This window comes from Treponema vincentii, assembly GCF_010365865.1.
Classification (GTDB): domain Bacteria; phylum Spirochaetota; class Spirochaetia; order Treponematales; family Treponemataceae; genus Treponema.
Map to the genome: position 1 here is coordinate 702687 of NZ_CP048020.1, position 25899 is coordinate 728585.

The following is a 25899-nucleotide window of genomic DNA, read 5'->3' on the forward strand; positions in this document are numbered from 1 at the left end:
CTTCCGCAGAAATGTAAACAGAGGTTTTTATGTACGCACTTTTTGAATATAAAGGCAAGCAGTATAAGGCTGAACAAGGTTCCAAGATTCTGGTAGACAAGATCAACGAACCGCAGGGAACGGCTATCGATATCGATACCGTTTTACTGGTTAACAATGACGGTAAAGTGTCTGTTGGAGCTCCCTACGTTGCGGGCGCGAAAATTTCGGCAACGGTTGAAGAGAGTATGCGTGATAAGAAGGTGATCGTATACAAGTACAAGAGTAAGAAAGACTATCACCGCACAATCGGGCATCGCCAGCACTACACCTATTTAACGGTTAATTCGATTACCGGGGTGTAAGCGCGGAATGATACAAGTCCTTTTGGAGCTTGATGAAAAGGAGCGTCTCCTTTCCGTTGAAGCTTCCGGCCATGCGAATAGCGGCATTAAAGGACATGATATTGTGTGTGCAGCCGTAACGATCCTTTTAAGGACGACTGTACAGGCGCTCGGTTCCGTGCAAGCTGATATCAGTGCGGAGCGGCGCGGTTCGCTTTCTTTTCGGGTTCTTAACTATGACGAAACGCAAAGCGAAAAATTACGGTATGCAGCGGAGTTTTTATGGCTTGGGATAGCTTCTTTACAGGAAGAATATCCGCAAGCGGTTCAATGCAAAAAGATACAGCGGTAAGCAAGCAGATGCTTACCTGATACGAGGAGGCTACTATGGCACGGAAACGAGGCGGAAGCGGTGCAAAAAACGGACGAGATTCAAATCCTAAATATTTGGGCGTTAAGGTATACGGCGGACAGACGGTAAAAGCCGGTTCCATTTTAGTCCGTCAGCGCGGAACTCCCATCCATCCGGGCGATAATGTCGGCCGCGGCAAGGATGATACCTTATTTGCAACTGTAGACGGTACGGTTGTGTATCATCACCGCAATGGCAGACATTTAGCATCTGTAACGCAAGCGTAGGGATGGACGAGCGGTTAATTCCGCAATGATATAGAAAACCTCTAAAAACTTCAGTTTTTAGAGGTTTCTCTTAGATTTAAGTTGCGATGTTTTAATTTCAGTCATTATAATATCAAGACTGAAATTAAAACTCGTCGGGCAATTCTAAAAATCTAACCGAGTTTTTAGAATTGCCCAGTTGTAAGCCGGCTCTAATGCCGGCTTTTTTTTCGAGAAGGAAATGAGGCGATGATTCAATTTGCGGATGAAGCTTTAATCGAAGTTTCATCGGGAAAAGGCGGGAACGGATGTATTGCGTTCCGGCGGGAAAAATACGTGCCTAAGGGCGGCCCGGCAGGCGGCGACGGCGGGCGCGGCGGCGATGTGCTGTTTGAGATTAAACGGAATATGCGCACGCTTGTGCATTTACGCCATAAGCGGGTATTCCGGGCAAAAAACGGCTTGGATGGGCAAGGTTCAAAACGGTTCGGTGCGAAAGGTGCTGACTGTATTATTCCGCTTCCGCCGGGTTGCATTATTAAAGACGCCGATACCGATGAGCTTGTCTACGATTTCGGCGACCGGACTGAGGGGCTTATTCCTTTCTTGACCGGCGGTAACGGCGGCTGGGGAAATTGTCATTTTAAAACCTCCACCAATCAAGCGCCGCGCACCGCTTTGCCGGGACAGGAGGGCAAAAACCGCCGGCTTAAAATTGAGCTGAATATCATCGCCGATATCGGACTTGTCGGCTTCCCCAATGCCGGTAAGTCCTCTCTGCTGGACTACTTTACCAATGCTCGCCCTAAGATTGCGCCCTATCCGTTTACCACCAAAATACCGAACCTCGGCGTACTCCGCATCGATGAGGAACAGGATATTATCATCGCGGATATACCGGGGATATTGGAGGGCGCTTCGGAGGGAGTCGGCCTCGGTATCCGGTTCTTAAAGCATATTTCGCGGACGGCGGGGCTGGCCTTTCTGATTGATCTTTCCGATGAAAATTATTTAACCGCGTATGATACCCTCTGCGGAGAGCTTGCAGCCTATTCGGAAGAATTGGCTGCAAAAAAACGGGTTATTATCGCTACTAAACTCGATCTTGAGGGAACAAAAGAGCGGCTCAAAACTCTGCGGGAAAAACTTTCCGATGTGCCCGTACTCGGTATTTCGGTGTTTAACCGATGGGGATTGGACGAAGTCCGCGATGCGTTTGTTGCGCTGGTAGAAGAGCTTGCCGCCGCGGATTCGGATAAGAGCGCTGAAGCTTCGGCAGAGAGTGTCGCCGGCGAATACGTACACGGCACCGCATCCGGTGATGACTTGACAACCAAAGGTTTATCGGCAGATATGGCTGCGGGTGGTGTGTTCGATTTCGATAGCGCTGTTGGCAGCGGTTTTAACGATAGCGCTGCCGGAAGCAACCATTCTAATGCCGCCGGCGGTGTGCAAAAGACTATCGTACCGGCTGCGGCAGACAATAACTTTATGCATGCGGAGCTGGAAGACCCTGTTTACGTGCAGCAGGAAGGCTTCGGCGCAACGGTGAGTTTAAGCCGCAAGCGGAAGGGTAAAAAATGAGGCTCGCCGTATTGGGCGGATCTTACAATCCTATTCATATCGGCCATTTGATGCTTGCCGATGCGGTTGCTCTCCGTTACGGATACGACACCATAGCCTTTGTCCCCGCATTCTTATCACCCTTTAAAGACGGACACTCCGGCTGCACTGCTGACGACAGACTCGCAATGGTGAAACTCGCAATCGCCGATAATCCGGCTTTCTATTGCGAACCCTGCGAGATACAGCGGCAAGGCGTTTCGTATACCATCGATACGTTAAAATTCCTAAAGAAAAAATTTCCTCAATGTGAAGGGAAAATCGGGTTGATTATCGGCGATGATTTACTGGAAGGTTTTGCTGGCTGGCGTGAAGCGGAGCGCATACCCGATTATGCCGATATAATAGTAGGAAACCGCATTATAGACCGGTATTCTACGGAACAAGCCGCTTCTGCTGGCAAAGTTCCTCATTTAAGGGTAGATAATGCCCTGCTGCCGGTGTCTTCAAGCGGAATACGGGCAGCTATACAAGAAAAAAAGAGCTGGCGCTATCTTGTACCTTCAGCCGTATACTCGTATATTAAAGAACATAAACTCTATGAATGATATCCGTATTGAAAAATTCATCACAGCGCTGGACAGGTATGCACGAGCCAATCTTTCCGATTACCGCTATGAACATTCATGCAGGGTTGCCTCTTATGCGGAGGAACTTGCCCGTCGCTACGGTTACGGACACAGGCTGCAACGGCTTTGTTATCTCGCCGGTATTTCTCACGATATGTGCAAAGAAAAACCTATCGGCTTTTTGCTCCGCACGGTACGGACTGATGGGCAGCCTGTTACGCCCGATGAAGCGGCAAATTCCGAGTTACTGCACGGACGGGCTGCAGCGGTTTTATTGCAGGAGCATTACGGGATCCATAAAAAATCGCTTTTAAATGCGGTACGCTATCATACATCCGCTTCTGCGAAGTTTGATGCGTTAGGGCGGATTATCTATATTGCAGATAAAATCGAACCCGGCCGGAAAAATTGCGATTACTTACGGGAAAAGGTTGAGCAGCTGACGCTTGATGAGCTTTTTCTTGAAGTGCTGAAAGAGGTTATCGGCTTTGTGGAGTCAAAAGGAAAAAAAGTGCAGGCGTGTACGTATAAAACATATCGGTTTCTAAAAGAGAAAAATGTTTTACAAGATAGGCAGCAGATACCGGATATGCAGACGAAAACGATCCGTCGGGAGGCAAGGAATTGAAAGAAGGAAAAAACATCATCTTTTTATTGCTCATCTTAGCGATGCTCATTCCTTCGGGGGTGATTGTGGCACGGAATCTCAATGTTGACCCTATCAGTACGTCCCTTTCTGAGGATAATGTGCTCAAGGTGTTGTTTATCATCGAAAACGACAATGTTCCTATTTCTACGAATGTTGTTGCGCACTATTCACAAACACGGCGCGCAGCAATGTTCGATATCCCTGCGAATATCGGGTTGATTTTGCCTCAGCTTGGACGTACCGGAGGTATCGGTTCGCTCTATACGGAAAAGGGCGCGGCTGTCTATAACGAAGAAATTGAAAAACTGATCGGTGTAGACATTCCGTTTTATATTGTCTGTTCGCTGACCGACTTTATGCATTTGACGGATTTGCTCGGCGGTATTTCGGTTTTTATTCCTTCTTCCGTCGATATCGATTCCGAAAAATATGGAAAGATTTTGCTTCCCTCCGGTTCGGTGCTGTTGGATGGCGATAAGGTGCGCGACTATCTGTTGTATGAAGATGAGGCGGATGCCGAAGGTGAAGCGGTAACCCGTAAGCAAAAAGCGGTATTGGCCTTTCTGCGCAGTTTATATGAGCATCCCGAAATGCTCGAAAAAGAACAGTTTAAAGTGTTCAGCCCGTTGCTGCACGGCAATGTTACCGGCGGAAATTTAAAGCAGCTGTTGGAATATCTCTGCAAAATCGATTCGGAGCGATTGGTGCCTCAGCGCTTAACCGGCGCCGTGCGTATTGTCGATTCAAAGGAATTGCTCTTTCCGTTCCGCGACGGTCAGCAAATAAAAGAGATTGTCGGACAGACGCTTGCCGCGCTTGCTTCGAAAGAAGGTACAACGTTGGAACGGGTGTATGCGCTGGAAGTTTTAAACGGAACCGATGTGAACGGGCTTGCGCGGACCGCCTCCGAGCTGTATCAGAGTTTTGGGTATGACGTTATCCGTGTCGGAAATGCGGCACAAACGGGAGTTGAGCATACGGTTTTAATCGATAGAATCGGTAATGAGGCAGTGGCAAAGATTGTCGGACAGGTTGTCCGTTGCGAAAATATCGAATCTGCCCAAATCGGTGACGATCATTCCGGCAGCGAAACGAACGTCGACTTTACGTTGATACTCGGCAAAGATTTTAACGGCTATTCGGTACGGCAAAAAAAATAGAGAAGAGGATAAGAAAATATTATGGAAGTTAATTTTGAACAAGCGGCTTTAACATTCGGAACGATTTTGCGCGATCTTAAAGCGGAATCGGTGGTAGTGCTCGATTTACGGCAGGCGCATATTTGGACGGATTTTTTTGTGATTGCAACTATATCGAGCGGTAAACAAGCCGGCGGCCTTGAAGGCAAGATTATGGAAGCGGCGAAAGAGATGCAGATTGAGGAATATCGGACTATCAGAAAAAGTCCGGATGGCGACGAATGGAAACTGCTCGATTTCGGTTCCATCGTTGTGCATTTAATGAGTCCCACCGCCCGAAAATTTTACGACCTTGAACGTTTGTGGTATGACAGCCCTAATCTGTTAGCGTAGGGGAGTAATTATGGACTGACTGTTAAGTCTCTGACTGAAATAGAACTTGATAATGCATTTTGCGCCAGGGTCTGATAAGTGTGTATAAATGCAACTTGCTTTACTCTATTTTTTACATAATATATAAAGTGCCGGGAATCCCGAAAAAATGAAATTTCTAAAGATTCCTGATCGAGGGTTTTTAAAAGTAAAGTCTTGGAGTTCCGATAATGATTGCAGGAGTATTATAATGAAAAAACTTATTTTTATGATATTAACCGTGCTATCGGTACTCATGGTACCGATGTATGTGGTTGCAGATACATACCCATCGAAAACAACGACCGACAAAACCGTATCGCAGGAGAAACTGCAACCGGAAAATGATACTCAAAAGAGAGAAACAGGACAACCGGAAGAAAAAAAACAAGAGCTGGATGAGATTGAAAAAGCCCGCCAAGCATTACAGTACGGATTGGAATCCGAAATACTTGAGGTAATCAATAAGGTTGATAAGCGAGATTTTGAAACACTGCAAGGCGATTTTAACCGTCTTTTTATGGAGACAAAGAGTCCTGCCGTGCGCGAGGGGCTTTTCGGTTTGTATCAAAAATACAATAATACTCAACTGACAGATGCTGCAGTTGCAGTGTTGGAAGCTTATGAAGCCCAACAACGGACGCTGGTAAAAGCGGTGCTGTCTTACCTCGCAACGGTAAAGCCGGAACTTTCGTCCGGCTTAAACGAGGCGCTGCAAAAAATACTTACCCAAAATGCTGCGGAATACGGTGTAGAAACGGTTTCTGTATTAGGAGAAATCGGTGGTAATGAAGAGGCGTCCTTTTTAGTAGAGTATTTTGACAACTTGACAATTGACGATGCAAAGCAGGAACTTATTTTAAAACAGACAATTATGGCTGCGCTTGAAAAGTTACATAGTGAAGATACCCGTACATTTTTGCTGAATCGGGCGCAGGATGAAAACGAAAATATTTATGTTCGTTCCAGTGCTGTTGCCGGTCTTGCCCAAATGGGAAAACCTGATATTGTGCCTCTGCTGGCCGAATTTTTCGAGCAACCGGAACCGCAGCTACGGGAAGCCGCAATACGAGGGGCTGCCTCTTTCGATACGGATGAAACCCGAAAGCTCATCTTGCAGGGATTCAAAGATAGCTATTATAAAGTTCGGCTCGAAGCCTTAAAGACCGTACAAAAGACAAAGATGCAGGAGGCTGCGTCGTATGTGTTGTACCGTGCGAAGTATGACCCGACGGATGCGGTTCGGTTTGCAGCGATAGAAACGCTGGCGGTATTGAATACGGCAGAAGGCAATACATGGCTTGCCGAAACATTCCGTGATTCTAAAAAGAGCGAAAAACTGCGGGTTACAATCCTGAGCGCAGCGTTGAAGCATAATTCTACGGCGCTCGCAGCCGATTTTGATACGGTGGTGTTGGCAACCGTAGCAGATAAAAAGCAAAAAAAACTGCGATATGAGTTCGGTAAGGAAATTGCAAAAATAGAAAATACTGCAACGGCAGAAATTTGCAAGGCTTTTTTACAAAGCGATGATGTGTTAACCAAGAGTATCGGGCTCGATATGTTTAAGACGAACGCTCCTTCGGATGCCCGCACGTTAGTAGAAGCCATCGCGCGAGACGAAAAACAAGGTGCGTTGCAGCGCCGTGCTCAGCGATTACTGGAATAGCGATGGAGTAGGCATTACCCATGGCTTGCATAATCTTTTTCTTTATGGTACTATTCATAAAGAACTTTATTATCCTTATAAGTCTAGGCAGGAGTCGTTCAAACGGCTCTTTTTTTGTTTACGGGAGTTGATGCAATGGAATATGTGCAAAAAGAAACCGTTCCGTATTTTACCGATTATGAACAGCTTGTTACCGGTCTCGGATATAAATTGGTTGATTTGCAGATTGTTCATCAAAAAACAATGTGGCTGGTAAAAGCCGTTATCTACAGTAAAGATGGAGTTGGGATAGATGATTGCTCAAAGGTACATCGGGCATTATTATCACGTGCAGAAGTTTTGCTCAATTCTCAGGATATTCAAATGGAAGTAAGCTCTCCGGGGCTTAACAGAGTGATAAAAAATGCAGCAGAATTTCAAGCCTTTATCGGAGAGAATATAAAGGTATTGGAAGTTTCCTGTCCCGATTGGGTTGAGGGAGAATTGTTGGCTGCGGATTCGACGGGCATCTGTTTAAGTATTTCCGGCGGGCAAAGAGATATCCGGTATACGGATATAAAAAAAGCGAAATTGAATAAGATCTAAGGAGTCGTGATGGCTGGAGTAAAGATTGAAGATGTCCGTAAATTCGCGTTGGAAAAAGAACTGGATGAAGATCTTGCATTGAAAATTGTTGAACAAACATTGAAAGCTGCATACAAAACAGCTTTTAAAACCGATGTTAATGCGGTTGTCATCACCGGCGATGATGCAGTAAGCATATATGCTCGTAAAAAAATTGTTGATGATGTTGTGAACCCTGTGCTTGAGGTGGATATAGAAGAAGCAACAAAGCTCGCTCCTGACTGTGAACTCGGCGATGAGCTTCTTTTCGAGCTGGATCCTAAGGATTTTAAGCGTGGTTCGATTCAAGCGGGTGTACAGCGCGTGCATCAATCGACGCGAGAAATTCAAAAGGACAGCATTTACTCCGAGTATAAGGCGAAAGAGGGCGAGATTATCATCGGTTATTATCAGCGGAAGAAAAACGATAATATTTATGTCGATCTCGGAAAAGTCGAAGGTCTTTTACCGCGGAAATTTCAGCTTCCCCAAGAGATATATCATCCGAACGATAGAATAAAAGCTCTTATAAAAGAAGTAAAAAAACACCGGCAATCAAATGTCGTGCAGCTTATCCTTTCTCGTACCGATCCCGATTTTGTCCGCCGCTTGATGGAGCTTGAGGTTCCTGAAATTTACGATAATATTGTTGAATTGTACAAAATTGTCCGTGAACCCGGCTACCGAACAAAAGTCGCCGTTATCTCTCATAGAGAGGATGTGGATCCTGTCGGCGCCTGTGTCGGTCCGAAAGGTACTCGTATCCAGACGATTATTACCGAGTTGGAGGGGGAGAAAATCGATGTGCTTGAGTATTCGAGTGATCCGGCAGTATTTATTGCCAATGCCCTCTCTCCGGCCGAAGTATTGGATGTTGTTATCCTTGATACGGAAAAACGTACGGCGCTTGCCGTTGTTGCGGAAAGTCAGCTTTCAATCGCCATTGGAAAACAGGGTTTGAATGTTCGGCTGGCAAACCGGTTGGCGGATTGGAGTATCGATGTAAAGACTGAAAAACAGTTCCAAGAGATGGATATCCATGCTGAAACTCGTAAGGCTGCAGAAGAGCTGTTCAATGATGATGTCGCTTTACTGACAGAGGTTGAAGGCATCGATCCTGATGTTTTGGCGCTCTTGCACGAAAATCATATTGAAACAGTCGAACAGCTCTTGGATACTCCGCGTGAAGAACTCTGTGCACTTCCCGGTATGTCGGAAGAAAAAGTTAATGCTCTTGAGACGTTGATCAGCGAATCATTTGAGATTGTCGATGAAAATCAAGAGCCGGAACAAGAAGTGCAGTCTAAAAATCAGCCAATATCTGCATCTGCTGAAGATGAGGAAGAAGAAGTATACGAATGTCCCGAATGCGGGGCTCCGATTACGATCGATATGACAGTCTGTCCTAACTGTGGTGTCGGTTTAAGTTTTGAATATGAGGACGAAGAATAGGAGTCGTATGGCAGAAGGTATCGAAAATACTCAAGAACAAAAAGTTATTCTCAAAAAGGCAAAGCCCGATTCTGCATCGGTAGCGGCAACCCAGCCTCAAGCACAGCAGACCGCGGAACAGAAACCGGTACGGACGATAAAGCGTAAACTTAAACCTGTAGCGCACCCTACTTCGGCAGCGGCTCCAGCCAATACTGCGGGAAGCCGCCCTTCCGGTGAACAAAGGCGACGTCCTGTTGTATCTTCAACTCCTGCGGACATTTCTACTCAGGCAAAAAAAATACCGGAACGTTCGACTCAGTCACTGGAACGAAAAAACCCCGCCCATACACAGGGAGATGAAACCCGCCGCGTACAAAAGCATAGCGGTGAACGCATAGAGCGTTATGATAGGAACCGGCCTGAAAAATCAATACGGAGAGAAGGTACCGAAGCCCAATCCCAGACTCAACAGGCGCAAGCGGATAGTAAGAATCAAATTCGCTCACTGGATTTAAGCAGTAAACGGCCGGATCGGCGTGCAGGAAATCTTGCCGGTGGTTCCAAACCTACGAGCCGTTTTGGTAGCCAAGGTAACCGGCATAAGCCCGGTTTTGTGGGTGGACAGGGACGGACGCAACAGCAACAGGATGGACGCGGTGATCAGAATAACCGTGGAGGACGTTTGGGAGGCTATTCGTCGGATAGATCGCGGGCAGGTGGTTTTAATAAGCCCGGTTTTCAAGGTGGGCAGAATAGAGGCGGTGGCCGACCAATGGCGAGTCCAATGCCGCTTGAAACCAATAAGCAAAATACCAAAAAAGCGTTTAAAGGTAAAAAGACCTATTCACGCAAGGATCAAGAAAGCGAGTTCTTTGAAGAGAAACTGCTTCAGCAAAGGAAAAAGGCTAAAGAAAAGGTAAGTGCTGTTCCTAAGAGTATCGAGATAATGGAATCTATTTCCGTTGCGGAATTGGCTCGGAAAATGAACCTTAAAGCCTCCGAGCTTATCGGTAAGCTGATGGAAATGGGCATGATGGTAACGATGAATCAGTCCATCGATGCGGATACTGCGACTATTCTTGCTTCGGAATACGAATGCGAGGTAAAAATCGTCAGTCTCTATGATGAAACCATTATCGAAACCGTCAGTGATGAAAATGCCGAATTGCTTACACGTCCGCCGGTCGTTACTATTATGGGGCATGTCGACCACGGTAAAACAAAGACATTGGACGCTATCCGCAGTACCAATGTTACTGCCCATGAGTTCGGTGGTATTACACAACATATTGGCGCTTATATGGTGTCTACTCCCAAAGGTAATATTACCTTCCTCGATACGCCCGGCCACGAAGCCTTTACGATGATGCGTGCGCGCGGCGCCGAGGTTACCGATATTGTCGTATTGGTGGTTGCAGCCGATGACGGCGTTATGCCTCAGACTATCGAAGCGCTGAACCATGCAAAGGACGCAAAGGTTCCGATTATTGTTGCGATTAACAAGATCGATAAACCGGAAGCCAATCCTGATAAGATAAAGACTCGCCTCGGTGAACTTGGCCTTGTTGCCGAAGAATGGGGCGGAGACACGATCTATGTTCCTATTTCAGCCTTGCAGAAGAAAGGTATCGATGACCTGCTTGATGCAATTCTGTTACAAGCGGAAGTATTGGAGCTCAAGGCAAACTATAATTGCCGCGCAGAAGGAAAGGTCGTTGAGTCTAAAATCGATCACGGTCGGGGCGTTGTTGCAACGATAATCGTACAGCGTGGAACGCTCCATACCGGTGACCCCTATGTCGCAGGTGTATATTCGGGGCGTGTTCGCGCTATCTTTAACGATAAAGGTGAGAAGATCGACGAAGCGACGCCGAGTATGCCGGTGGAGATTTTGGGGCTTGAAGGAATGCCCAATGCGGGAGATCCCTTCCAAGTCACCGAATCCGAGCGTATGGCTCGTCAGATTTCGTTAAAACGGCAAGAGCTCAAGCGGTTTGAAGATTCACGTAACGTGAAAAAGGTAACGCTCGATAACCTGTATGAAACGATTACCGACGGCGAAGTACTTGAGTTAAAAGTAATTATCAAGGGTGATGTGCAGGGATCGGTAGAAGCCTTGAAGCAATCGCTCGAAAAGCTGTCTACCAAAGAGATACGCTTAAATGTTATCCATGCGTCTGCCGGTGCTATCAATGACTCCGACGTTATGCTTGCCGCGGCGGATTCCAATGCGATCATTATCGGCTTCAATGTTCGTCCTACGTCGCAGGCAAAGGCGCTGGCAGAGCAGGAGAAAGTCGATATCCGTAAGTATAACGTTATCTATAAAGCGGTTGAAGAAATTCAGCAAGCGATGGAAGGAATGCTTAGCCCCGATATTAAAGAGAATGTTATCGGTATGGCGGAAATCCGCAGCGTTATCAAAGTACCTAAGGTTGGTAATATTGCCGGTTCTTACGTACTTGAGGGTACAGTGAAACGAAATAGTACGGTTCACCTTATCCGCGACGGGATTGTGGTGTTTTCCGGTAAGCTTGCATCCTTGCGCCGGTTTAAGGATGATGTCAAGGAAGTGGCCGCCGGCTATGAATGCGGTATTGCACTTGAGAACTTCAACGACATAAAAGTGGGCGATCAGCTTGAAATTATCGAAACTGTCGAGGTTGCGCGCAAGCTGACTGATACGCAGCATTATGAAGCGCCCGAAGCTCATACCGATAACGGAGAAGCAGCCAAATGAGTGAGTTCCGATTGGATAAACTTGCGGAGCAAATCCGCGAAGAAATTTCCCAGTTGATTTTTTCGGGAAAGATAAAAGATCCGCGCGTTTCCAACTTTCTTTCAATAAACAGGGTGGAGGTGTCCGGCGATCTTGCGTATGCAAAGGTGTATGTTTCCAGCTTTATGGATGCGCATAAGACAAAGCAGGGTGTCCGGGGTTTGGAAAACGCAGCGGGATTTATCCGTACAAGTTTGGCAAAAAAATTGCACATCCATCAATGTCCTCAGTTTACCTTTATCTATGATGAAAGTATCGAAGATGGCTTTAATATGGTAAAAAAACTTGAAGCCTTAGAAGCGTCGTCTAATTCCGGGAACAATGCCCAAGAGTGAACCTCAATTCATTATCCCCTTTGCAAAACTGTCCGGCATCACCAGCTTTACCTCCCTCTGGCAAGTAAAGCATGCGCTCGGCACTAAAAAAGTAGGACACACCGGTACGCTTGACAGCTTTGCTGACGGCTTACTCGTATTGCTTTCCGGAAAGCTGACCAAACTTGTACCGTATATCACGGATTTCGATAAAACTTACCGTGTGTTGTTTTATTTCGGGAAGGAAACCGATACGCTCGACCCCGAAGGCGCCATCATCGCTGAAAAGCCGCTTCCAGTGTATGCCGACTTTATTGCAGCAATTCGGCAGCTGACCGGAACCATCGAGCAAGTACCGCCTGTTTATTCGGCGGTAAAGCAGGCGGGTGAGCGGCTTTCCGATAAAATACGGCGTGGGGAAGCAGTAATCGTACCGCCCCGAATCGTTACCATCTATAACATCGATATCGAAGAAATTTTTTATGCACCGGAAGCTGATACGGGCATTGAACATCTTGAAGCGGATGCAGCCGCATTGAGTATGGCTCAAAAACTGTCAGGCGCCGAAAAATCCGAAATAGGCGCAGCTCAAAAAGTGCTTGGCGCCGTTCTGTGCGTGCACTGTTCTAAAGGAACATATATCCGTTCATTGGTGCGGGATATAGCCCATCGATGCGGTTCCGCTGCATATGTGTATGCGCTCCGTAGGACAGCGGTTGGGACGTTTACCCTTGAACAGGCGGCAGGCTTTTCGGCGTTATCGCCTTTCGGAAGCACTGCGGTGGGTATGGAAAGTGCATCGTATTCGATTACCGAAGAAGAGATAAAGCGGGCGGCTTTGTCTTTAAGCGAAGAACTTGCCCGTGCCATGTGTTTTCAAACAACGGTGCTTCAAGATAAATATTATCCTGCGTTTATAAACGGGAAAACCATCAGCGGGCATTGGTTTACGGAAGTGCAGCCGCTTTCGGACGGCGGAACTATCGCAGTATTTTATCAGAACATCTGTGCAGGTTTGATCACGAAAAACGGTAACCGGTTTCATTATCAAATAGTATTTAATAGGGGCGGGGTAAACGCATCAGATGTGTAAATTGATTCGTGCGGCGTATATCACAAAGAATCTGATACGTTTACCCTGATAGGCTGGACTGATGAAGATTATCTACTGGGATGATTTAATAAAAGGAGAAAACATATATCCGCAAGGTTCCGCTATTTCGATCGGCGGTTTCGACGGGCCTCACCGTGGGCACGAGCGTATCTTATCGGCGGTGTTGAAGGCTGCACGAAAAGACGGCATTCCCGCAGGGATTATCACTTTTTTCCGCTCCCCTCGATCGGTTAAGGCGGGCAACATGTACGCAGGCGATGTGTCGACACTGGAAATGAGGCTGCAAAAATTTGCCGAGCAAGGATTTAGCTTTACGGTGCTGATTGACTTTTCCGCTGATTTCGCTAGAATGAAAGGTACTGTTTTTTTTGACATACTAATAAAAACTATCTGCATAAAATATCTTGCCGTTGGCAGTGATTTTACCTGCGGGTATCGCCACGATACGGGAGTAGGGGACTTACAGCGCCTTGCTCGTGAAAGGGGCTTTTGTTTTGATTCCATCGAACAGCTTTATTCGGCACGGCACGAGCGTATCAGCTCAAGTGCAATACGGCAGGCCGTTGAACAAGCTGATTTCGCCCTTGCAAAAGATCTCCTCGGGTATCCTTTTTTCTTAGATGTCGCAAAAATAGTTCAGCGGACAGAGAACGGTGTATGGGCTGTCGAGAAAGCGGCCGTAACACAGATTCTCCCTCAAAACGGACAGTATTCAGCTCGCGCGTATTTGCAGACGGGAGCGATTATTCCCGTACAGGTGAAAGTTATGGATACTTTGCTTGAAGTTTTCGAAGATACCGCAGCGCCGATTCCGTTTGCCGCAGAAACATTGATACGTAAATTGGAATTTATACGAAAGGAGTAAGAAATGGCACTTACAAAAGAACAGACTGCATCGGTTGTGATGAAATTCGGTGCAAATGAAAAAGATACGGGTAATACCAGAGTTCAGATTGCTTTGCTGACCGATAGGATCCGCCAGCTCACCGAGCACTGCAGAATCAATAAAAAGGATAAGAGCAGTCAGCGGGGGCTTTTGGTATTGGTAGGACAGCGTCGACGCTTGCTGAAATACTACAAGCGGACGAACCTCGAAGGCTACCGTGCCCTTATTAAAGAGTTAGGCTTGCGTAAGTAAGATACATGCTGCTTAATGTGCAGGAAACAGGAGGTGTCCGCAGACTTCGGTTTTTGACAGCTTCCTTGCTTCCTCTTAGATCGCTTTAAGCGGCATACAACGGTTACCTATCGAAAAACGGGTAGGTAGCCGTTTTTTATAAGCAATAGAAATTATGGAAGGAAAGATTATGAGACAGAGAGTAACGTATAAGATCGGAAATGAAGAGTTAATTTTAGAAACTGGCCATTTAGCGAAACAAGCAAACGGCGCAATTTATGCACAGTACGGCGGAACAGCTGTTCTGGCGACGGTGTGTGCGTCATCTACAGCGGTTGAGGGGCTCGACTACGTGCCGGTAACCGTCGATTATAATGAAAAATACTATGCAGCGGGAAAGATACCGGGCGGTTTTATCAAGCGTGAAGGCCGTCCTAAGGATAAAGAGATTTTAGTTTCGCGGCTCATCGATCGTCCGATGCGGCCGTTGTTTGAAAAAAGCCTTTGGGCGGGAAATTCAGATTGTACCGACCTGTATTTCGTCGGATATGATCAATCCGCCGGATATTTTAGCGGTTATTGCAAGTTCGGCTGCGGTTGTTATTTCCGACATTCCCTTTAACGGGCCGGTTGCGGGCGCTCGCGTGGCATACCTCGACGGCGAGTTTGTGATAAACCCGACATTCAGCCAGATTGAAAAGGCTGATATGGAAATCGTCGTCGCAGGCACCGCCGAAGGTATTACGATGGTAGAAGGCGGCGCTCACGAAGTTTCGGAAGAGATCATGCTCAAGGCTTTGGAAAAGGCGCATGAATTTATCAAAGCAATGTGTGCACTCCAAAATGAGCTTCGTGCGGCGTGCGGAAAGGAAAAACTGCCGCTTGCCCCGGTGAACGCAACGCTTGCCAATAAAGATGCTATTTACGCAAAGGCTTACCCCGAACTTTCCAAAGCCCTGTATACAAAAGGAAAGGTAGAGCGCCGCGAAGCCTGCGATGCTATCAGAAAGGCTATCGCCGAAGAATATGCGGAGCAGCTCACCGATGAAACACAGGCGAAGCTCTTTGCCGCTTTATTCGACGACATGGAATACCATATTTTGCGCGAAAACATACTGGAAAAAGGCTTGCGGGTTGACGGACGCGGCTTGGAAGATATCCGCCCCATCACCTGCGAGATCGGTGTGCTGCCGCGGCCGCACGGTTCTGCGGTATTTACCCGCGGGGAAACACAGTCGCTTGCCGTTGTTACGCTCGGTACCGTGTTTGACGAACAAGTCTATGATGATATCGAAGGCGACCGGCGTGAGAATTTTATCCTGCATTATAACTTCCCGCCCTATTCGGTCGGTGAGGTAGGACGGCTTGGAACCGGACGCCGCGAAATCGGGCACGGGCATCTTGCACACCGCTCTTTGATGCCGATGATTCCGTCCAGAGAAGCGTTCCCGTATACCATCCGTGTGGTTTCCGAAATTCTGGAATCCAACGGTTCTTCTTCGATGGCAACCGTATGCGGCGGTACGCTTTCGCTGCTGCACGCCGGCGTTCCGATGAAAAAGCCGGTAGCCGGTATCGCAATGGGACTTATCACCGACGGAAGCCGCTTTGCGGTACTCTCCGATATTCTGGGCGAAGAAGATCACCTCGGCGATATGGACTTTAAAGTCGCCGGTACCGCAGAAGGTATCACCGGTTTCCAGATGGATATTAAAATCGCCGGCGTTTCCGCTGAGATTATGAAAAAAGCGCTTGAACAGGCAAAAAAAGGCCGGCTTCATATTCTTGGCATTATGAATCAGACTATTTCTAAACCTTCATCACAGGTGTCCAAGTATGCGCCGCGGATTGAAACGCTCAAGATTCCGGTTGATAAGATCGGAGCGCTCATCGGGACGGGCGGAAAGATTATCAAGGCGCTGTCTGAACAATACCATGTAACAATCAATACCGAAAACGACGGTACGGTTACCATCTACGGGCGGGATTCTTCGTCCGCGCTCGGCGCCAAGGCTGCGGTTACCGGTATTGTGGAAGACCCTGAGGTCGGCAGAATTTATGAGGGTACCGTTAAGTGCATCAAGGATTTCGGCGCCTTTATCGAAATTCTTCCCGGTAAAGAAGGGCTTTGCCATATTTCCAAACTGTCGCGCAGTCGCATCGAAAAAGTTACCGACGTGCTGCAGGAAGGACAAAGAGTGCCTGTCAAGCTGTTGGAAATTGATAAGCTCGGCCGTTTAAACCTTTCGTATATCGATGCCTGCGAAGAGCAGGAAAAAAACGCGAGCCGTTAAATGGCAGCCGTTAATCCGTTGGCAGAGGAAAGAGAGTGAGTATCGCTGACGGGGCAGTAAGAGTTTTTTCCGTACTCAAGGAAGGAGCCTTACTGCCTGAATATCAAACATCCGGTTCCGCCGGCGCAGATTTACATGCGTATTTGGCTGAACCGGTAACGCTGAAGCCGATGGAGCGTAGGCTTATCCCGACGGGGTTATTTGTTGAATTGCCTGCAGGCTATGAATTGCAGGTACGTCCGCGTTCGGGACTTGCGTTAAAGCATGGCGTCACGGTACTCAATACTCCCGGCACGGTGGATTCCGACTACCGTGGAGAACTGTGTGTGCTGTTGATAAATTTTGGCAGCGAACCCTTTACCGTACAAAACGGCGATAGAATTGCGCAGGCAGTCGTGGCTCAGGCGGTACAGGTGAGCTTTGTGCAAACTGATGCACTTTCAGAAACCGGACGGGGTGTCAATGGATACGGTTCAACCGGCATCGCATAAATTGATATAACGGTATATAAGATGATCGGTATGAGGCAAAAGCAACTTTTTTTGTATATTTTAAAAGAGATGTTGCTGTATTTTTTTGTCTGCTTTTGGTTTTTGTTCTTTATTTTTTTTGTCAATAATATTTTGCTGTTGGCAAGCGATGTCTTATCAAAACATGCGCCTTTTAAGGATGTCGCATTATTGATGTTGTATTCGCTTCCTGCGGTTATCGCAAATGCCGCTCCCTTTGCAGCTCTAATCGGTATATTAATGGGGCTCGGGCGCTTTGTCAGTGATTTGGAATTCCTTTCTATGAACGCGCTTGGTGTGTCGCCTCGCTTTCTGATGTTGCCTGTGTTACTGTTCGGTTTAGTTGTTTCGGTTGTTTCCTTTTTTACCAACGATGTATTGTTGCCTGTCAGTGCCATTAATTTTCGGCGAGTCTATTGGGATATTGCGACTTCAACTCCTGCACTGGAGCTTTCTTCTTATTCTATAAAGCGCAATCATAATGCGGTTGTTGTAACGGGATTAATACAGGATGGTAAAATCCACAATCTTTTGATTGTGGATAAAAATGCAGATAAAGCATTTCGCATACTCGGTACACAGGCTGCAGAGATTGAAAAATCCAATGATCCTTCAATCGTGATGTCGCTCAAAATGCTGCTACCACACCTTCTCATTTTAGATCCTTCCGACAAAAAAAAATATGATGCAGTAAACGGCGAAACGGTAACCTACAACGTGCTTGCAAAGAGTATTAGGTCTTCTTATTTTAATACGATCGGTCCGTCCGAAATGTCTTCATTTGATCTTTATAAGGATATAAAGGAAAAACAAACACAAAACGAAGATAGGAGAACACTCAATTTGTATTGGATGGAGTTCCATAAGAAGTTTTCCTTTCCTTTCGGTGCCTTCTTTTTCGTGCTGCTTGCCTTTGCTATCAGCAGTGCCGGTAAGGTACACAATCAAGGTGCGGGTTTTGTGTTAGGCCTTTTAATTGCTGTTGCATATTGGGCATTGTTTATGGGCGGGCAGACACTTTGTTTACGGCTTGATTGGAATGGGACGGTTGCCATGTGGGTTCCTAATATTATGGTATTTGCCGCTGCTATTGTACTGCTGGGGAAAAAGTTATTCAGATGAAGATTCTTCAACGATATTTAATCCGACTCTTTTTCCCCGTCTTTGTGATAACGATTTTATTTTTTATTTTACTGCTCCAGCTTGGTGATCTATTCCTCAATTTGCCACAGTATTTACAAAATCAAGCACGCTTTATTACGCTGCTTCGGGTGATGTATTTGTATTTTCCAAAATGTGTCTCGTTTGCAATGCCGCTTTCGGTTTTATTTGCGAGTTCGTATACAATGGGGAATATGTACGCAAAAAATGAACTTACCTCGATCTTTGCCTCCGGTATGCCGCTTGCCGTATTGGTGGCGCCGCTTGTATTGTGTGGATTTTTGCTATCGATTGGGATGTTTTATTTTGAGGATCGTATCTTAATCCACTTTCAGCGGCAGAAAATTGCACTGGTAAATTCCATCTTGGAACCTCAACAGAATTTGAATAGCAGCGATTTGGTTATTTTATCCGATTCGGGAAAAATCGTGTATTTTGCCGATTATTATGATGATACTCAAAAGGAGTTGAATAATATATTGATTGTTGTGCGTACCGAATCGGGAGATATTTCTACTGTCATAAAAGGTGAATCTGCACACTGGCAAATCGATCATTGGGAGGTGACGGATAAGGCTGTCTACACTTTTACTGGCGAGAATGGTGTGCTTTATCAAGATTCAATCGATGAGAAACTTTTTTCCGAACCTCCCGAAACCTTTCAACGGAATATTACATCTATTGATGAGATGACTATTGCACAGGCAAAACTCTTTATCGACAATTTAAAAAAAATGGGGTTACCCTACCATGAATACCTTTCGCAATATTACCGTCGTTTTTCATTCCCGTTTACAACGTTCATCGTTTTGTTTTTTTCCGTTTCTATTGGAGGTCGCTTTAAAAAAAATATCCTGCTGATGAGTTTGCTTTTTAGTTTAGCCCTTGCAATTCTCTATTATGTAACCGAGATGATGACCATGCTTTTTGCAAAATGGGAGTATATCTCTCCGCTTGCCGGTGCGTTCCTCCCTCTTTTAATTTTTTACGGTGTTGAGCGTCGCAATGCTTAAAATAGCGCGTACGTAAAAATCATACCTGCTAAACTTCCGTTCCAGAACTAACCCCTAGAATTACGGCGGGTTCTTAGGGTAGAACCCTAAGCCGTTATTTTTCTTTTTAGGGGTCGTAGGGGGCATTTTTCTTTTTATCGGAAAAAAAGAAAAATACCCCCTACTTTGACTTTGAATTTGGAGACTTCTACAACTAAATTCTCAATACTTTGTTTATTCTGCTGCGTAATACCGTTAACTTCCTGTACCGCATTGTTGATTTGTACGGCACCGGAAGCCATTTCGTTCATACTGTCGGTAATAACACGGGTAAGGTTATCCAGTTTTCGCATTTCTTCCGCGACACCTTCGCTGCCCTTCAACATTTCAGCGGAGCCTGCTTGTACCTCCAACGTTACCATATTGATGTTTTTGATCGCGGTAAGTACTTCTCTACTGCCGTGCTCTTGTTCGCGCATTGCTTCGGTAAGGCTGTTACTCATCTCTTTAACCTGTTCGGCAAGGGTAAAGATTGTATTGAATTTTCCTTCGACGATTCTGGAAGAATCTGCAAGCGTTTCAATCTCACCCGATAGCGTTTTAAGCGTTGTTGTTATCGTTTTGCCTTGAGCAGCTGAATCTTCGGCAAGTTTGCGGATTTCATCTGCGACGACAGCAAAGCCTTTACCTGCTTCGCCTGCGTGTGCGGCTTCTATTGCAGCATTCATTGCCAGCAGGTTTGTTTGCGATGCAATATGTTGAATAACGCTTGATGCTTCTATCAGAGACCCCGATTCTTCGGCAATCTTTTTGGTAACCGTATTGGAGGTTATCAATGTGTTTTTCCCGTCTCCCGTAGCACCGGTAAGGCTTCTGATAGCTTCATCGGTTTTACCGAGCGTTTGGCCAATGGATGTGATGTTTGCAACCATTTGTTCTATTGATGAAGAAGATTGCGCAACACTCGCTGCCTGCGTTTCGATACTACCGTTTAGCTGCTTAATGGTGCGGACAATCTCTTCGATAGTCGCTGCCGTTTCGGTAACACTTGCTGCTTGAGTAAGCGTTTGTTGTTTAACGCTTTCGATATTTGCATTTATTTGATGTACAGCGCTTGCCGTTTCGGTCATGTTGCTTGCAAGCTCTTCGCCGACATTTTGCATAACCTCTGAGCTATCTTCGACCGCTTTAACCGATGTACCGATCTTCTCTATTGTCTGATTAAAGTAATTTGAAAGATCCGTTATTTCGTCATGTCCTGCAACCGGTAAGCGTACCGTTAAATCACCTTCTCCTTGCGCTATATCTTTTAACGCTTCTACTGCTGCCTTTATCGGCTTTACTATTTTGTATGCAGTAATATACACGACAATAATTGCGAGTATTAAGATTATGGCCGTAATGGTATACAGCACTTTTTGCATAACCGTTATACTGCCTAAAAATTCATATATAGGAGCGGCAACGATAATCCGCCATCCGGTCTTTGCAATTATTCCGAAAGCAGCTATTTGTTTTTCGCCATCCCAATCATAGAACCCTACATCCGGTTCTGTGGATTGCAATGCTTTTTTTTCGAATGCTGCTATTTCGACAAAGGAAGGATCGCTTTTCGCTTTTTCCATACTGTTTTCTTGGGATTTTACCGCCTCAATGTCGGAATCTCCTATAGTATTGCCGGAAAGTCCTATGACATAGCAGTCGCCTGTCTTTCCAACTACAATATCGGATATCATATTGGAAAGCCCTGCAGCATAGACACGCGCATATAACACTCCGATGATATGCTTTTGGTTGTCATAAATAGGAACGGAAAAAAATACAAAAAGTTCTTTGTCGGCGCGAGAAATAATCGGTTCGGTTACATAAGCTTTGCCGTTGATGGCCGATTGGTAGTATGACCGATCGGAAATATTTAATTGATTGCCGTCAGTGATCCATGCATTTCCTATACGGTCGCAAATGCCGAACGCATTGATTTCCGAATTGCTAAATGCAAGTTCATTGGCAAGGATAGCCGTTTTTTCTTCATACGAAATGTCTTTTCTTAATACTTCCTGCCGCGCAATAGCTGCAAGCGTAGTAAAAAAAGAATTGATACGTTCATCTATCAGTGAGGCAGTATCTTTCGCCTTTTCGGTAAGTTGCAGACGGACTTTTTCCAGTAGCGCCTTTTTTGAAATCGTTATTGTTGTAATACCTAAAATGGAAATTACAAGCAGTATTAGCAACCCGAATATACAGATAAGCTTACGGCGAATTGAAAAATATTTTCGGGGATGATAATGGTTTCTTTCATTTGTGTCAAGCCTCTCAAATAAAGTCTTCCTAAATATCGATTCTTTCGGCTATATATAATTTATATTGATATTTAAGAGGGGGTGATTATATCCGTAAATATACTCTTGTGCAAGAGAGTCGCCATTCTTTTTTAACCGTAAATATTGAGGGTATGCTATAAAGGGAGACTGTTTATAAAGAATGAAGAGTTTACGTTTCTTTCTTTTTTACGGCAATCTGATCGATACGCTGTCCGTTCATGGTGAGTACCGTACAAACGTAGGAGCCGGTATCGATGCTGTCGCCCAGTCGAGGGATGGTGCCGAGCCGCGCAAGCAAATAACCGGCAAGGGTGTAGTATTCTTCGGTAGGGGGGCGTTCAATATCATTTAAAAGTCCGAGTGCCTGTATTTCGTCAAGACTCACCTGTGCATTGATAATAATACTGCCGTCAGCTTGCCTAATGGGTTGTGAGCCTATATGGCTTGCTGTTTGGATGCTTCTATTAAACAAGCCCTCTAACAAACCGCCTTTGGTTATAAAGCCTTCAATGCCACCGTATTCGTCAATAACGCAGGCTGCATTTACCTTACGGTCGTTTAGTAATTCGAGTGTATGTTTAACGTTTTGTGATTCGGGGATGAACAGCGGTTTTGTTAAAATCTTTTGCAGATTCGGAGGCGGTATTTCAAGTCTGCTCTGTAAATAATCCCGTGCACTAACAATGCCGATAACTGAATCAATCTTACCTGCACATACCGGAAAGTAGTCAAAATTTTCGTGTGTCTTTATCAATGTAAGGATATCCTGACTTCTATCCGTAATATCGATCCATACAATATCGGAGCGGTAGGTCATGCAACTACCGATTTTTCGTGTATATGCAGGCTCTCTCTTTCCTTTTTCCTGATACTGCGGCGGTAATGGGATATTCATACGGTATGTGCAGCACAAAAAATGCAAAGCATAAGGTTCGACTAGTATCGATTATAAACTGAGATCGACAAGAGCTGCAGTCCGTGCCGTACTGGCATAGATACTTTCTTTATGCGCATAAGGCCGTTTCAATGATGCTATTTGCTGCCGTAAACCGGTAATATGCGTTTGCAGGAGCTCACGGTTTCTCTTATTCTGAGCCAAAACTCGTTTTTGCAAGTCATCTAAATCCGTTTTAAGATGTGGAATATCAGAATGTTCATTTTTGCAAATATTGGTATACATATATTCCAGCGGATCGATTACTTTTTGAATAGTAAATATTTCGGCAATAATAGATTCTTCCAATTCCGTGTGCTGTAGGACAGCATCGGTATTCTCATCGGAAATACTTTTTTCTTGTTTTTCTAATACTGTAAGATATTCGCGGAATTTAAGCCGCTGTTGCTCTAACAACGACCTGAATCGTTTGAGAACCGCAACCCGTTCGGCAATTTCAGAATCGTTAAGTTTGGCTGTATGCATAACCCTATCCTGCTATATTGACGCCCGAAACTACCGGTTTTATTTCTGTTGCAGCGGCGGCTGTTGAGTTTACAACATGATGCCATGCCTCACGCAGTTCTTCCATCATGCCGCGTACCGTTATAAGCGGTTGCGGATCCTTTTGTATATTCGCTTGAAAAAGCTGTTGGTTGAAAAAGGAGTAAAGCGATAATAGATTTTCAGCAATTTCTCCTCCTTCATCCATATTTAAAGCCGCCATTAGCTCGGTAATAATATCTTGTGCTTTTAATATATACTGGTGGATGCGCTCAATATTCTCCGCTTCGATTTTTCCGCCAGGCATGCCTTCAATGGCAAGGGTAATATTTTTAATACCCTCATCATACAGCATAATGATTAGAGATCCCGGACTCGCCGTCTTTACCCGTGTCTCTTTATATGCCGTTAAGGCTTGACTGTTATAACTCATTTTTAATCCCCCATGCGATCGCGTGTTCCTTCTATCTTATCGGCAAAAGAAACAGTCTGTTGAGTCCCTCCGTGAAAAATCTTTCGCATTCCTTTATGGGAAGCCCCAAATATCGCAGCTTTTAGAAACGCCCCCTATATCTTAAACTTTCTAACCTCAGCAGCAAGATTTTCGATGCTTACTGTGTTTTCTTGCGCAATACCGTTAACTGCTTGTACGGCATCACCAATCCGTTCGGAAGCGGCAACCATACCGTGCATATGTTCGCTGATGCTCAGTGTTATTTGATTTAACCGCTGCATTTCTTGTGCGACCTGCTCTCCGCCGCGCAGCATCTCGGCGGAAGCATCGCGGACACCGCCGGTAACTTCGTTAATATTCCGAATTGCCGCCAACACTTCGCGGCTTGTATTCTCCTGTTCGGCCATTGCGGTAACAATTTGTTCTTCTTGTTGAGAAATTTGGTTGACCGATTCATATACTTCAACAAAGCTTTTTTCTGCTCCGGCTCCGGCGGTGGTTAAGTTGCTGATTATTTGTATTGCATCCTTTATAACGGTACCGATCTGTTTTCCTTGTGTATTTGATTCTTCGGCAAGTTTGCGGATTTCGTCGGCAACAACTGCAAAGCCTTTACCTGTTTCTCCGGCATGGGCAGCTTCGATTGCCGCATTCATAGCCAATAAGTTTGTTTGGCTGGCAATATTTTGGATAACCTGGCTTGCTTCCAAAAGCGCTTCGGTTTTTTCGGCAATTTGCCCGACAACCTCATTAGCATACCTTACTCGGTGTTTACCGTTTTTAGTTTGATCATAAACTGTCTTGATAACCGTATTATTCTTTCCGAGGCGGTCTGAAACGGCGCCGATATTTGCGACCATTTCTTCTATGGCGGCTGATGATTGTGCAACGCTTTCCGCTTGTCTTTCAATACTTTGATCCAGCTGCTTGAGTCTTTTAATGACCTCTTCAATTGTTGCAGCCGTTTCGGTTACGCTCGCGCTTTGGTCTACCGTTTGATTTTGTACTAATGCAACGCTTTTTTCTATTTCTTGTGCCGCCATTTCAGTTTCTGCCATATTTCCGGCAAGTTTTTTGCCGACCGTTTGCATAGTGCCGGTGTTATGTGAAACTGCCTCTATAACCGATCCGATTCTTTCAATGGTTTGTTCAAAGTATTGGGAGAGTTCGGCTATCTCGTCGTTCCCTTCGACCGAAAGATGAACGGTTAAATCGCCCTCCGCTATGGACATGAGCGCATGGATAACTTTTTTGACCGGCTTTATAATAAATTTTCGGGTAAATCCGGTAATTGTTACTACAAAAAGGCAAAGGATTACAATGAGAATAATCGCTGTTTTAAGGAAGAAATCCGTTCTTCTTGTTAAAGTATGTTCGATTGAAAAACAGAATTTTGCATATCCGATTCTTTGTCCAGAAAAGTCTTTTAGCGGATAATAGGCAAAGGCATCGTTTTTTTCAGTGCGAATCATTCCGTCATCGGGCAATGTTTCCGTGATTTGTGCAGCATCCGAATCAACTTTGCTTTCAAAATTGGAACCGATGAGCTGATAGGTATTATCCAAGGTACGAGCAATAACCGCTACTTTTAAGCCGTCTTTTAATACTTCCGGTGTTGTCGTTAGAACGAATTGGTCGATAAATGCCGTATTTACCGCACCGCCGTATTCTACGGTTCCGAGCATTCGTCTTGCCGTATCGAAAAGCGGCCGTACGACTCTAAAACCCAGATCGTTTACCCCAACTTCAAGGCCGTAAATTTCTTTTTTTTGTGTTTGGGCGGCTACGATGGTCGCTCTAAAAGAAGAAAGGTCGTCGCCGAATTTTGCAGGATTCTGAACGCGAAGAAAAGAGACTGCCGACGGCGTATGAAAATGGAATTGCTGCGCTCTATATTTTTGCTTTATATCGGTAAAAATCGGCTGCGTTAACTCCAGCAGCTTTGCTCTGTCCCGTGAAGCAAAGGCTTGAACAATATTTTGATCCCGAGCGATATCGTCTAAAAGGATGCGGCCGACAAGCGAATAACTATTTAATTCGTTATAAAACGCAGAATATTTAAGATCTGCGGTTGCTTTAATTTGATTTTCCGAAAACTGTGTGATGCTCCGCCAATCCTTATAGGCAATAATCCCATACTGAAGCAGTAGCAGCATGATAGTAACAATGAGCAGTTTCGTACCGATGGACCGAACCTGTTTTTTACTGAAATGCAGTCGTTGAAAATGAGCGTTGTTTTTGATCATACTGTGGTGGTCTCCTTTGCAAGACTATTATGTGAACTTTATACGAATAGCGTCAATGTGACAACCGGTATCCGGTATATTAATCAAAGAGAAAGTAGTTGAGATGGAAATATGAGCGGGAA

General features: G+C 45.4%; 23 protein-coding genes and 2 pseudogenes. 20 read left to right on the forward strand and 5 right to left on the reverse strand.

Annotation, left to right across the window (positions count from 1 at the left end):
- The first annotated feature begins 29 nt into the window (after window positions 1–29).
- From rplU to GWP43_RS03380, 20 genes and pseudogenes are all read left to right on the forward strand, one after another.
- Window positions 30–344, forward strand: coding sequence for a 50S ribosomal protein L21 (rplU, locus tag GWP43_RS03285; RefSeq protein WP_016522145.1), 315 nt, complete (start codon window positions 30–32; stop codon window positions 342–344).
- A gap of 7 nt (window positions 345–351) precedes the next feature.
- On the forward strand, window positions 352–675 hold the full coding sequence (locus GWP43_RS03290) for a ribosomal-processing cysteine protease Prp (protein ID WP_162662687.1): 324 nt from the start codon (window positions 352–354) through the stop codon (window positions 673–675).
- Window positions 676–710: 35 nt separating this feature from the next.
- Complete coding sequence (gene rpmA / locus GWP43_RS03295) at window positions 711–962, forward strand: 50S ribosomal protein L27 (RefSeq protein ID WP_006187878.1); 252 nt, start codon at window positions 711–713, stop codon at window positions 960–962.
- A 228-nt stretch (window positions 963–1190) separates the two neighbouring features.
- Window positions 1191–2210, forward strand: a pseudogene (gene obgE / locus GWP43_RS03300) (GTPase ObgE); the annotation flags it as partial.
- Window positions 2211–2521: 311 nt separating this feature from the next.
- Window positions 2522–3112 carry a nicotinate (nicotinamide) nucleotide adenylyltransferase gene (gene nadD, locus GWP43_RS03305; protein WP_162662691.1) on the forward strand — a complete coding sequence of 197 codons (591 nt, stop codon included), beginning with the start codon at window positions 2522–2524 and terminating at the stop codon, window positions 3110–3112.
- Window positions 3105–3761: a bis(5'-nucleosyl)-tetraphosphatase (symmetrical) YqeK gene (gene yqeK, locus GWP43_RS03310; protein WP_162662693.1), complete on the forward strand. Its 657-nt coding sequence runs from the start codon at window positions 3105–3107 to the stop codon at window positions 3759–3761. The genes nadD and yqeK overlap by 8 nt, the downstream gene beginning before the upstream one ends.
- Window positions 3758–4942, forward strand: a complete 1185-nt coding sequence (locus GWP43_RS03315; protein WP_162662695.1) for an LCP family protein — start codon at window positions 3758–3760, stop codon at window positions 4940–4942. Before yqeK ends, GWP43_RS03315 begins: the two co-directional genes overlap by 4 nt.
- A gap of 21 nt (window positions 4943–4963) precedes the next feature.
- Window positions 4964–5314 carry a ribosome silencing factor gene (rsfS, locus tag GWP43_RS03320; RefSeq protein ID WP_016522139.1) on the forward strand — a complete coding sequence of 117 codons (351 nt, stop codon included), beginning with the start codon at window positions 4964–4966 and terminating at the stop codon, window positions 5312–5314.
- A gap of 229 nt (window positions 5315–5543) precedes the next feature.
- Window positions 5544–7001, forward strand: coding sequence for a HEAT repeat domain-containing protein (locus GWP43_RS03325; RefSeq protein WP_162662697.1), 1458 nt, complete (start codon window positions 5544–5546; stop codon window positions 6999–7001).
- A gap of 135 nt (window positions 7002–7136) precedes the next feature.
- Window positions 7137–7586 (forward strand): ribosome maturation factor RimP, encoded by a 450-nt coding sequence (gene rimP, locus GWP43_RS03330; RefSeq protein WP_162662699.1) that lies wholly within the window; start codon window positions 7137–7139, stop codon window positions 7584–7586.
- A 9-nt stretch (window positions 7587–7595) separates the two neighbouring features.
- Window positions 7596–9056: a transcription termination factor NusA gene (gene nusA / locus GWP43_RS03335; protein WP_162662701.1), complete on the forward strand. Its 1461-nt coding sequence runs from the start codon at window positions 7596–7598 to the stop codon at window positions 9054–9056.
- A 7-nt stretch (window positions 9057–9063) separates the two neighbouring features.
- Window positions 9064–11778: a translation initiation factor IF-2 gene (gene infB, locus GWP43_RS03340; RefSeq protein ID WP_162662702.1), complete on the forward strand. Its 2715-nt coding sequence runs from the start codon at window positions 9064–9066 to the stop codon at window positions 11776–11778.
- Window positions 11775–12152, forward strand: a complete 378-nt coding sequence (gene rbfA, locus GWP43_RS03345) for a 30S ribosome-binding factor RbfA (RefSeq protein WP_162662704.1) — start codon at window positions 11775–11777, stop codon at window positions 12150–12152. The genes infB and rbfA overlap by 4 nt, the downstream gene beginning before the upstream one ends.
- On the forward strand, window positions 12139–13224 hold the full coding sequence (truB, locus tag GWP43_RS03350; RefSeq protein ID WP_162662706.1) for a tRNA pseudouridine(55) synthase TruB: 1086 nt from the start codon (window positions 12139–12141) through the stop codon (window positions 13222–13224). Before rbfA ends, truB begins: the two co-directional genes overlap by 14 nt.
- 61 nt (window positions 13225–13285) lie before the next feature.
- Window positions 13286–14110 carry an FAD synthetase family protein gene (locus GWP43_RS03355; protein WP_162662708.1) on the forward strand — a complete coding sequence of 275 codons (825 nt, stop codon included), beginning with the start codon at window positions 13286–13288 and terminating at the stop codon, window positions 14108–14110.
- A gap of 3 nt (window positions 14111–14113) precedes the next feature.
- Window positions 14114–14383: a 30S ribosomal protein S15 gene (gene rpsO / locus GWP43_RS03360; protein WP_162662710.1), complete on the forward strand. Its 270-nt coding sequence runs from the start codon at window positions 14114–14116 to the stop codon at window positions 14381–14383.
- Between the two features lie 169 nt (window positions 14384–14552).
- Window positions 14553–16656 (forward strand): annotated as a pseudogene (pnp, locus tag GWP43_RS03365) (polyribonucleotide nucleotidyltransferase).
- 35 nt (window positions 16657–16691) lie between these two features.
- Window positions 16692–17147, forward strand: a complete 456-nt coding sequence (gene dut, locus GWP43_RS03370) for a dUTP diphosphatase (protein ID WP_162662712.1) — start codon at window positions 16692–16694, stop codon at window positions 17145–17147.
- A gap of 30 nt (window positions 17148–17177) precedes the next feature.
- Complete coding sequence (locus GWP43_RS03375; protein WP_230978001.1) at window positions 17178–18287, forward strand: LptF/LptG family permease; 1110 nt, start codon at window positions 17178–17180, stop codon at window positions 18285–18287.
- Window positions 18284–19339, forward strand: coding sequence for an LptF/LptG family permease (locus GWP43_RS03380; protein ID WP_230978002.1), 1056 nt, complete (start codon window positions 18284–18286; stop codon window positions 19337–19339). Before GWP43_RS03375 ends, GWP43_RS03380 begins: the two co-directional genes overlap by 4 nt.
- Before the next feature lie 134 nt (window positions 19340–19473).
- On the opposite strand, the gene GWP43_RS03385 is transcribed toward GWP43_RS03380, so the two are convergent.
- The 5 genes from GWP43_RS03385 to GWP43_RS03405 form a co-directional block, all read right to left on the reverse strand.
- Window positions 19474–21558, reverse strand: coding sequence for a methyl-accepting chemotaxis protein (locus tag GWP43_RS03385; protein ID WP_414162725.1), 2085 nt, complete (start codon window positions 21556–21558; stop codon window positions 19474–19476).
- A 250-nt stretch (window positions 21559–21808) separates the two neighbouring features.
- The gene (locus GWP43_RS03390) at window positions 21809–22534 is read right to left on the reverse strand and encodes a transporter associated domain-containing protein (RefSeq protein ID WP_162662716.1); all 726 of its coding nucleotides are present in this window, start codon (window positions 22532–22534) and stop codon (window positions 21809–21811) included.
- Window positions 22535–22585: 51 nt separating this feature from the next.
- Window positions 22586–23059 (reverse strand): flagellar biosynthesis protein FlgN, encoded by a 474-nt coding sequence (locus tag GWP43_RS03395; protein ID WP_162662718.1) that lies wholly within the window; start codon window positions 23057–23059, stop codon window positions 22586–22588.
- A 4-nt stretch (window positions 23060–23063) separates the two neighbouring features.
- Window positions 23064–23510: a flagellar export chaperone FliS gene (gene fliS / locus GWP43_RS03400; protein ID WP_162662720.1), complete on the reverse strand. Its 447-nt coding sequence runs from the start codon at window positions 23508–23510 to the stop codon at window positions 23064–23066.
- A gap of 134 nt (window positions 23511–23644) precedes the next feature.
- A complete protein-coding gene (locus tag GWP43_RS03405; RefSeq protein ID WP_162662722.1) occupies window positions 23645–25777 on the reverse strand; it encodes a methyl-accepting chemotaxis protein in 2133 nt (710 codons plus the stop codon).
- Between the last annotated feature and the right edge of the window lie 122 nt (window positions 25778–25899).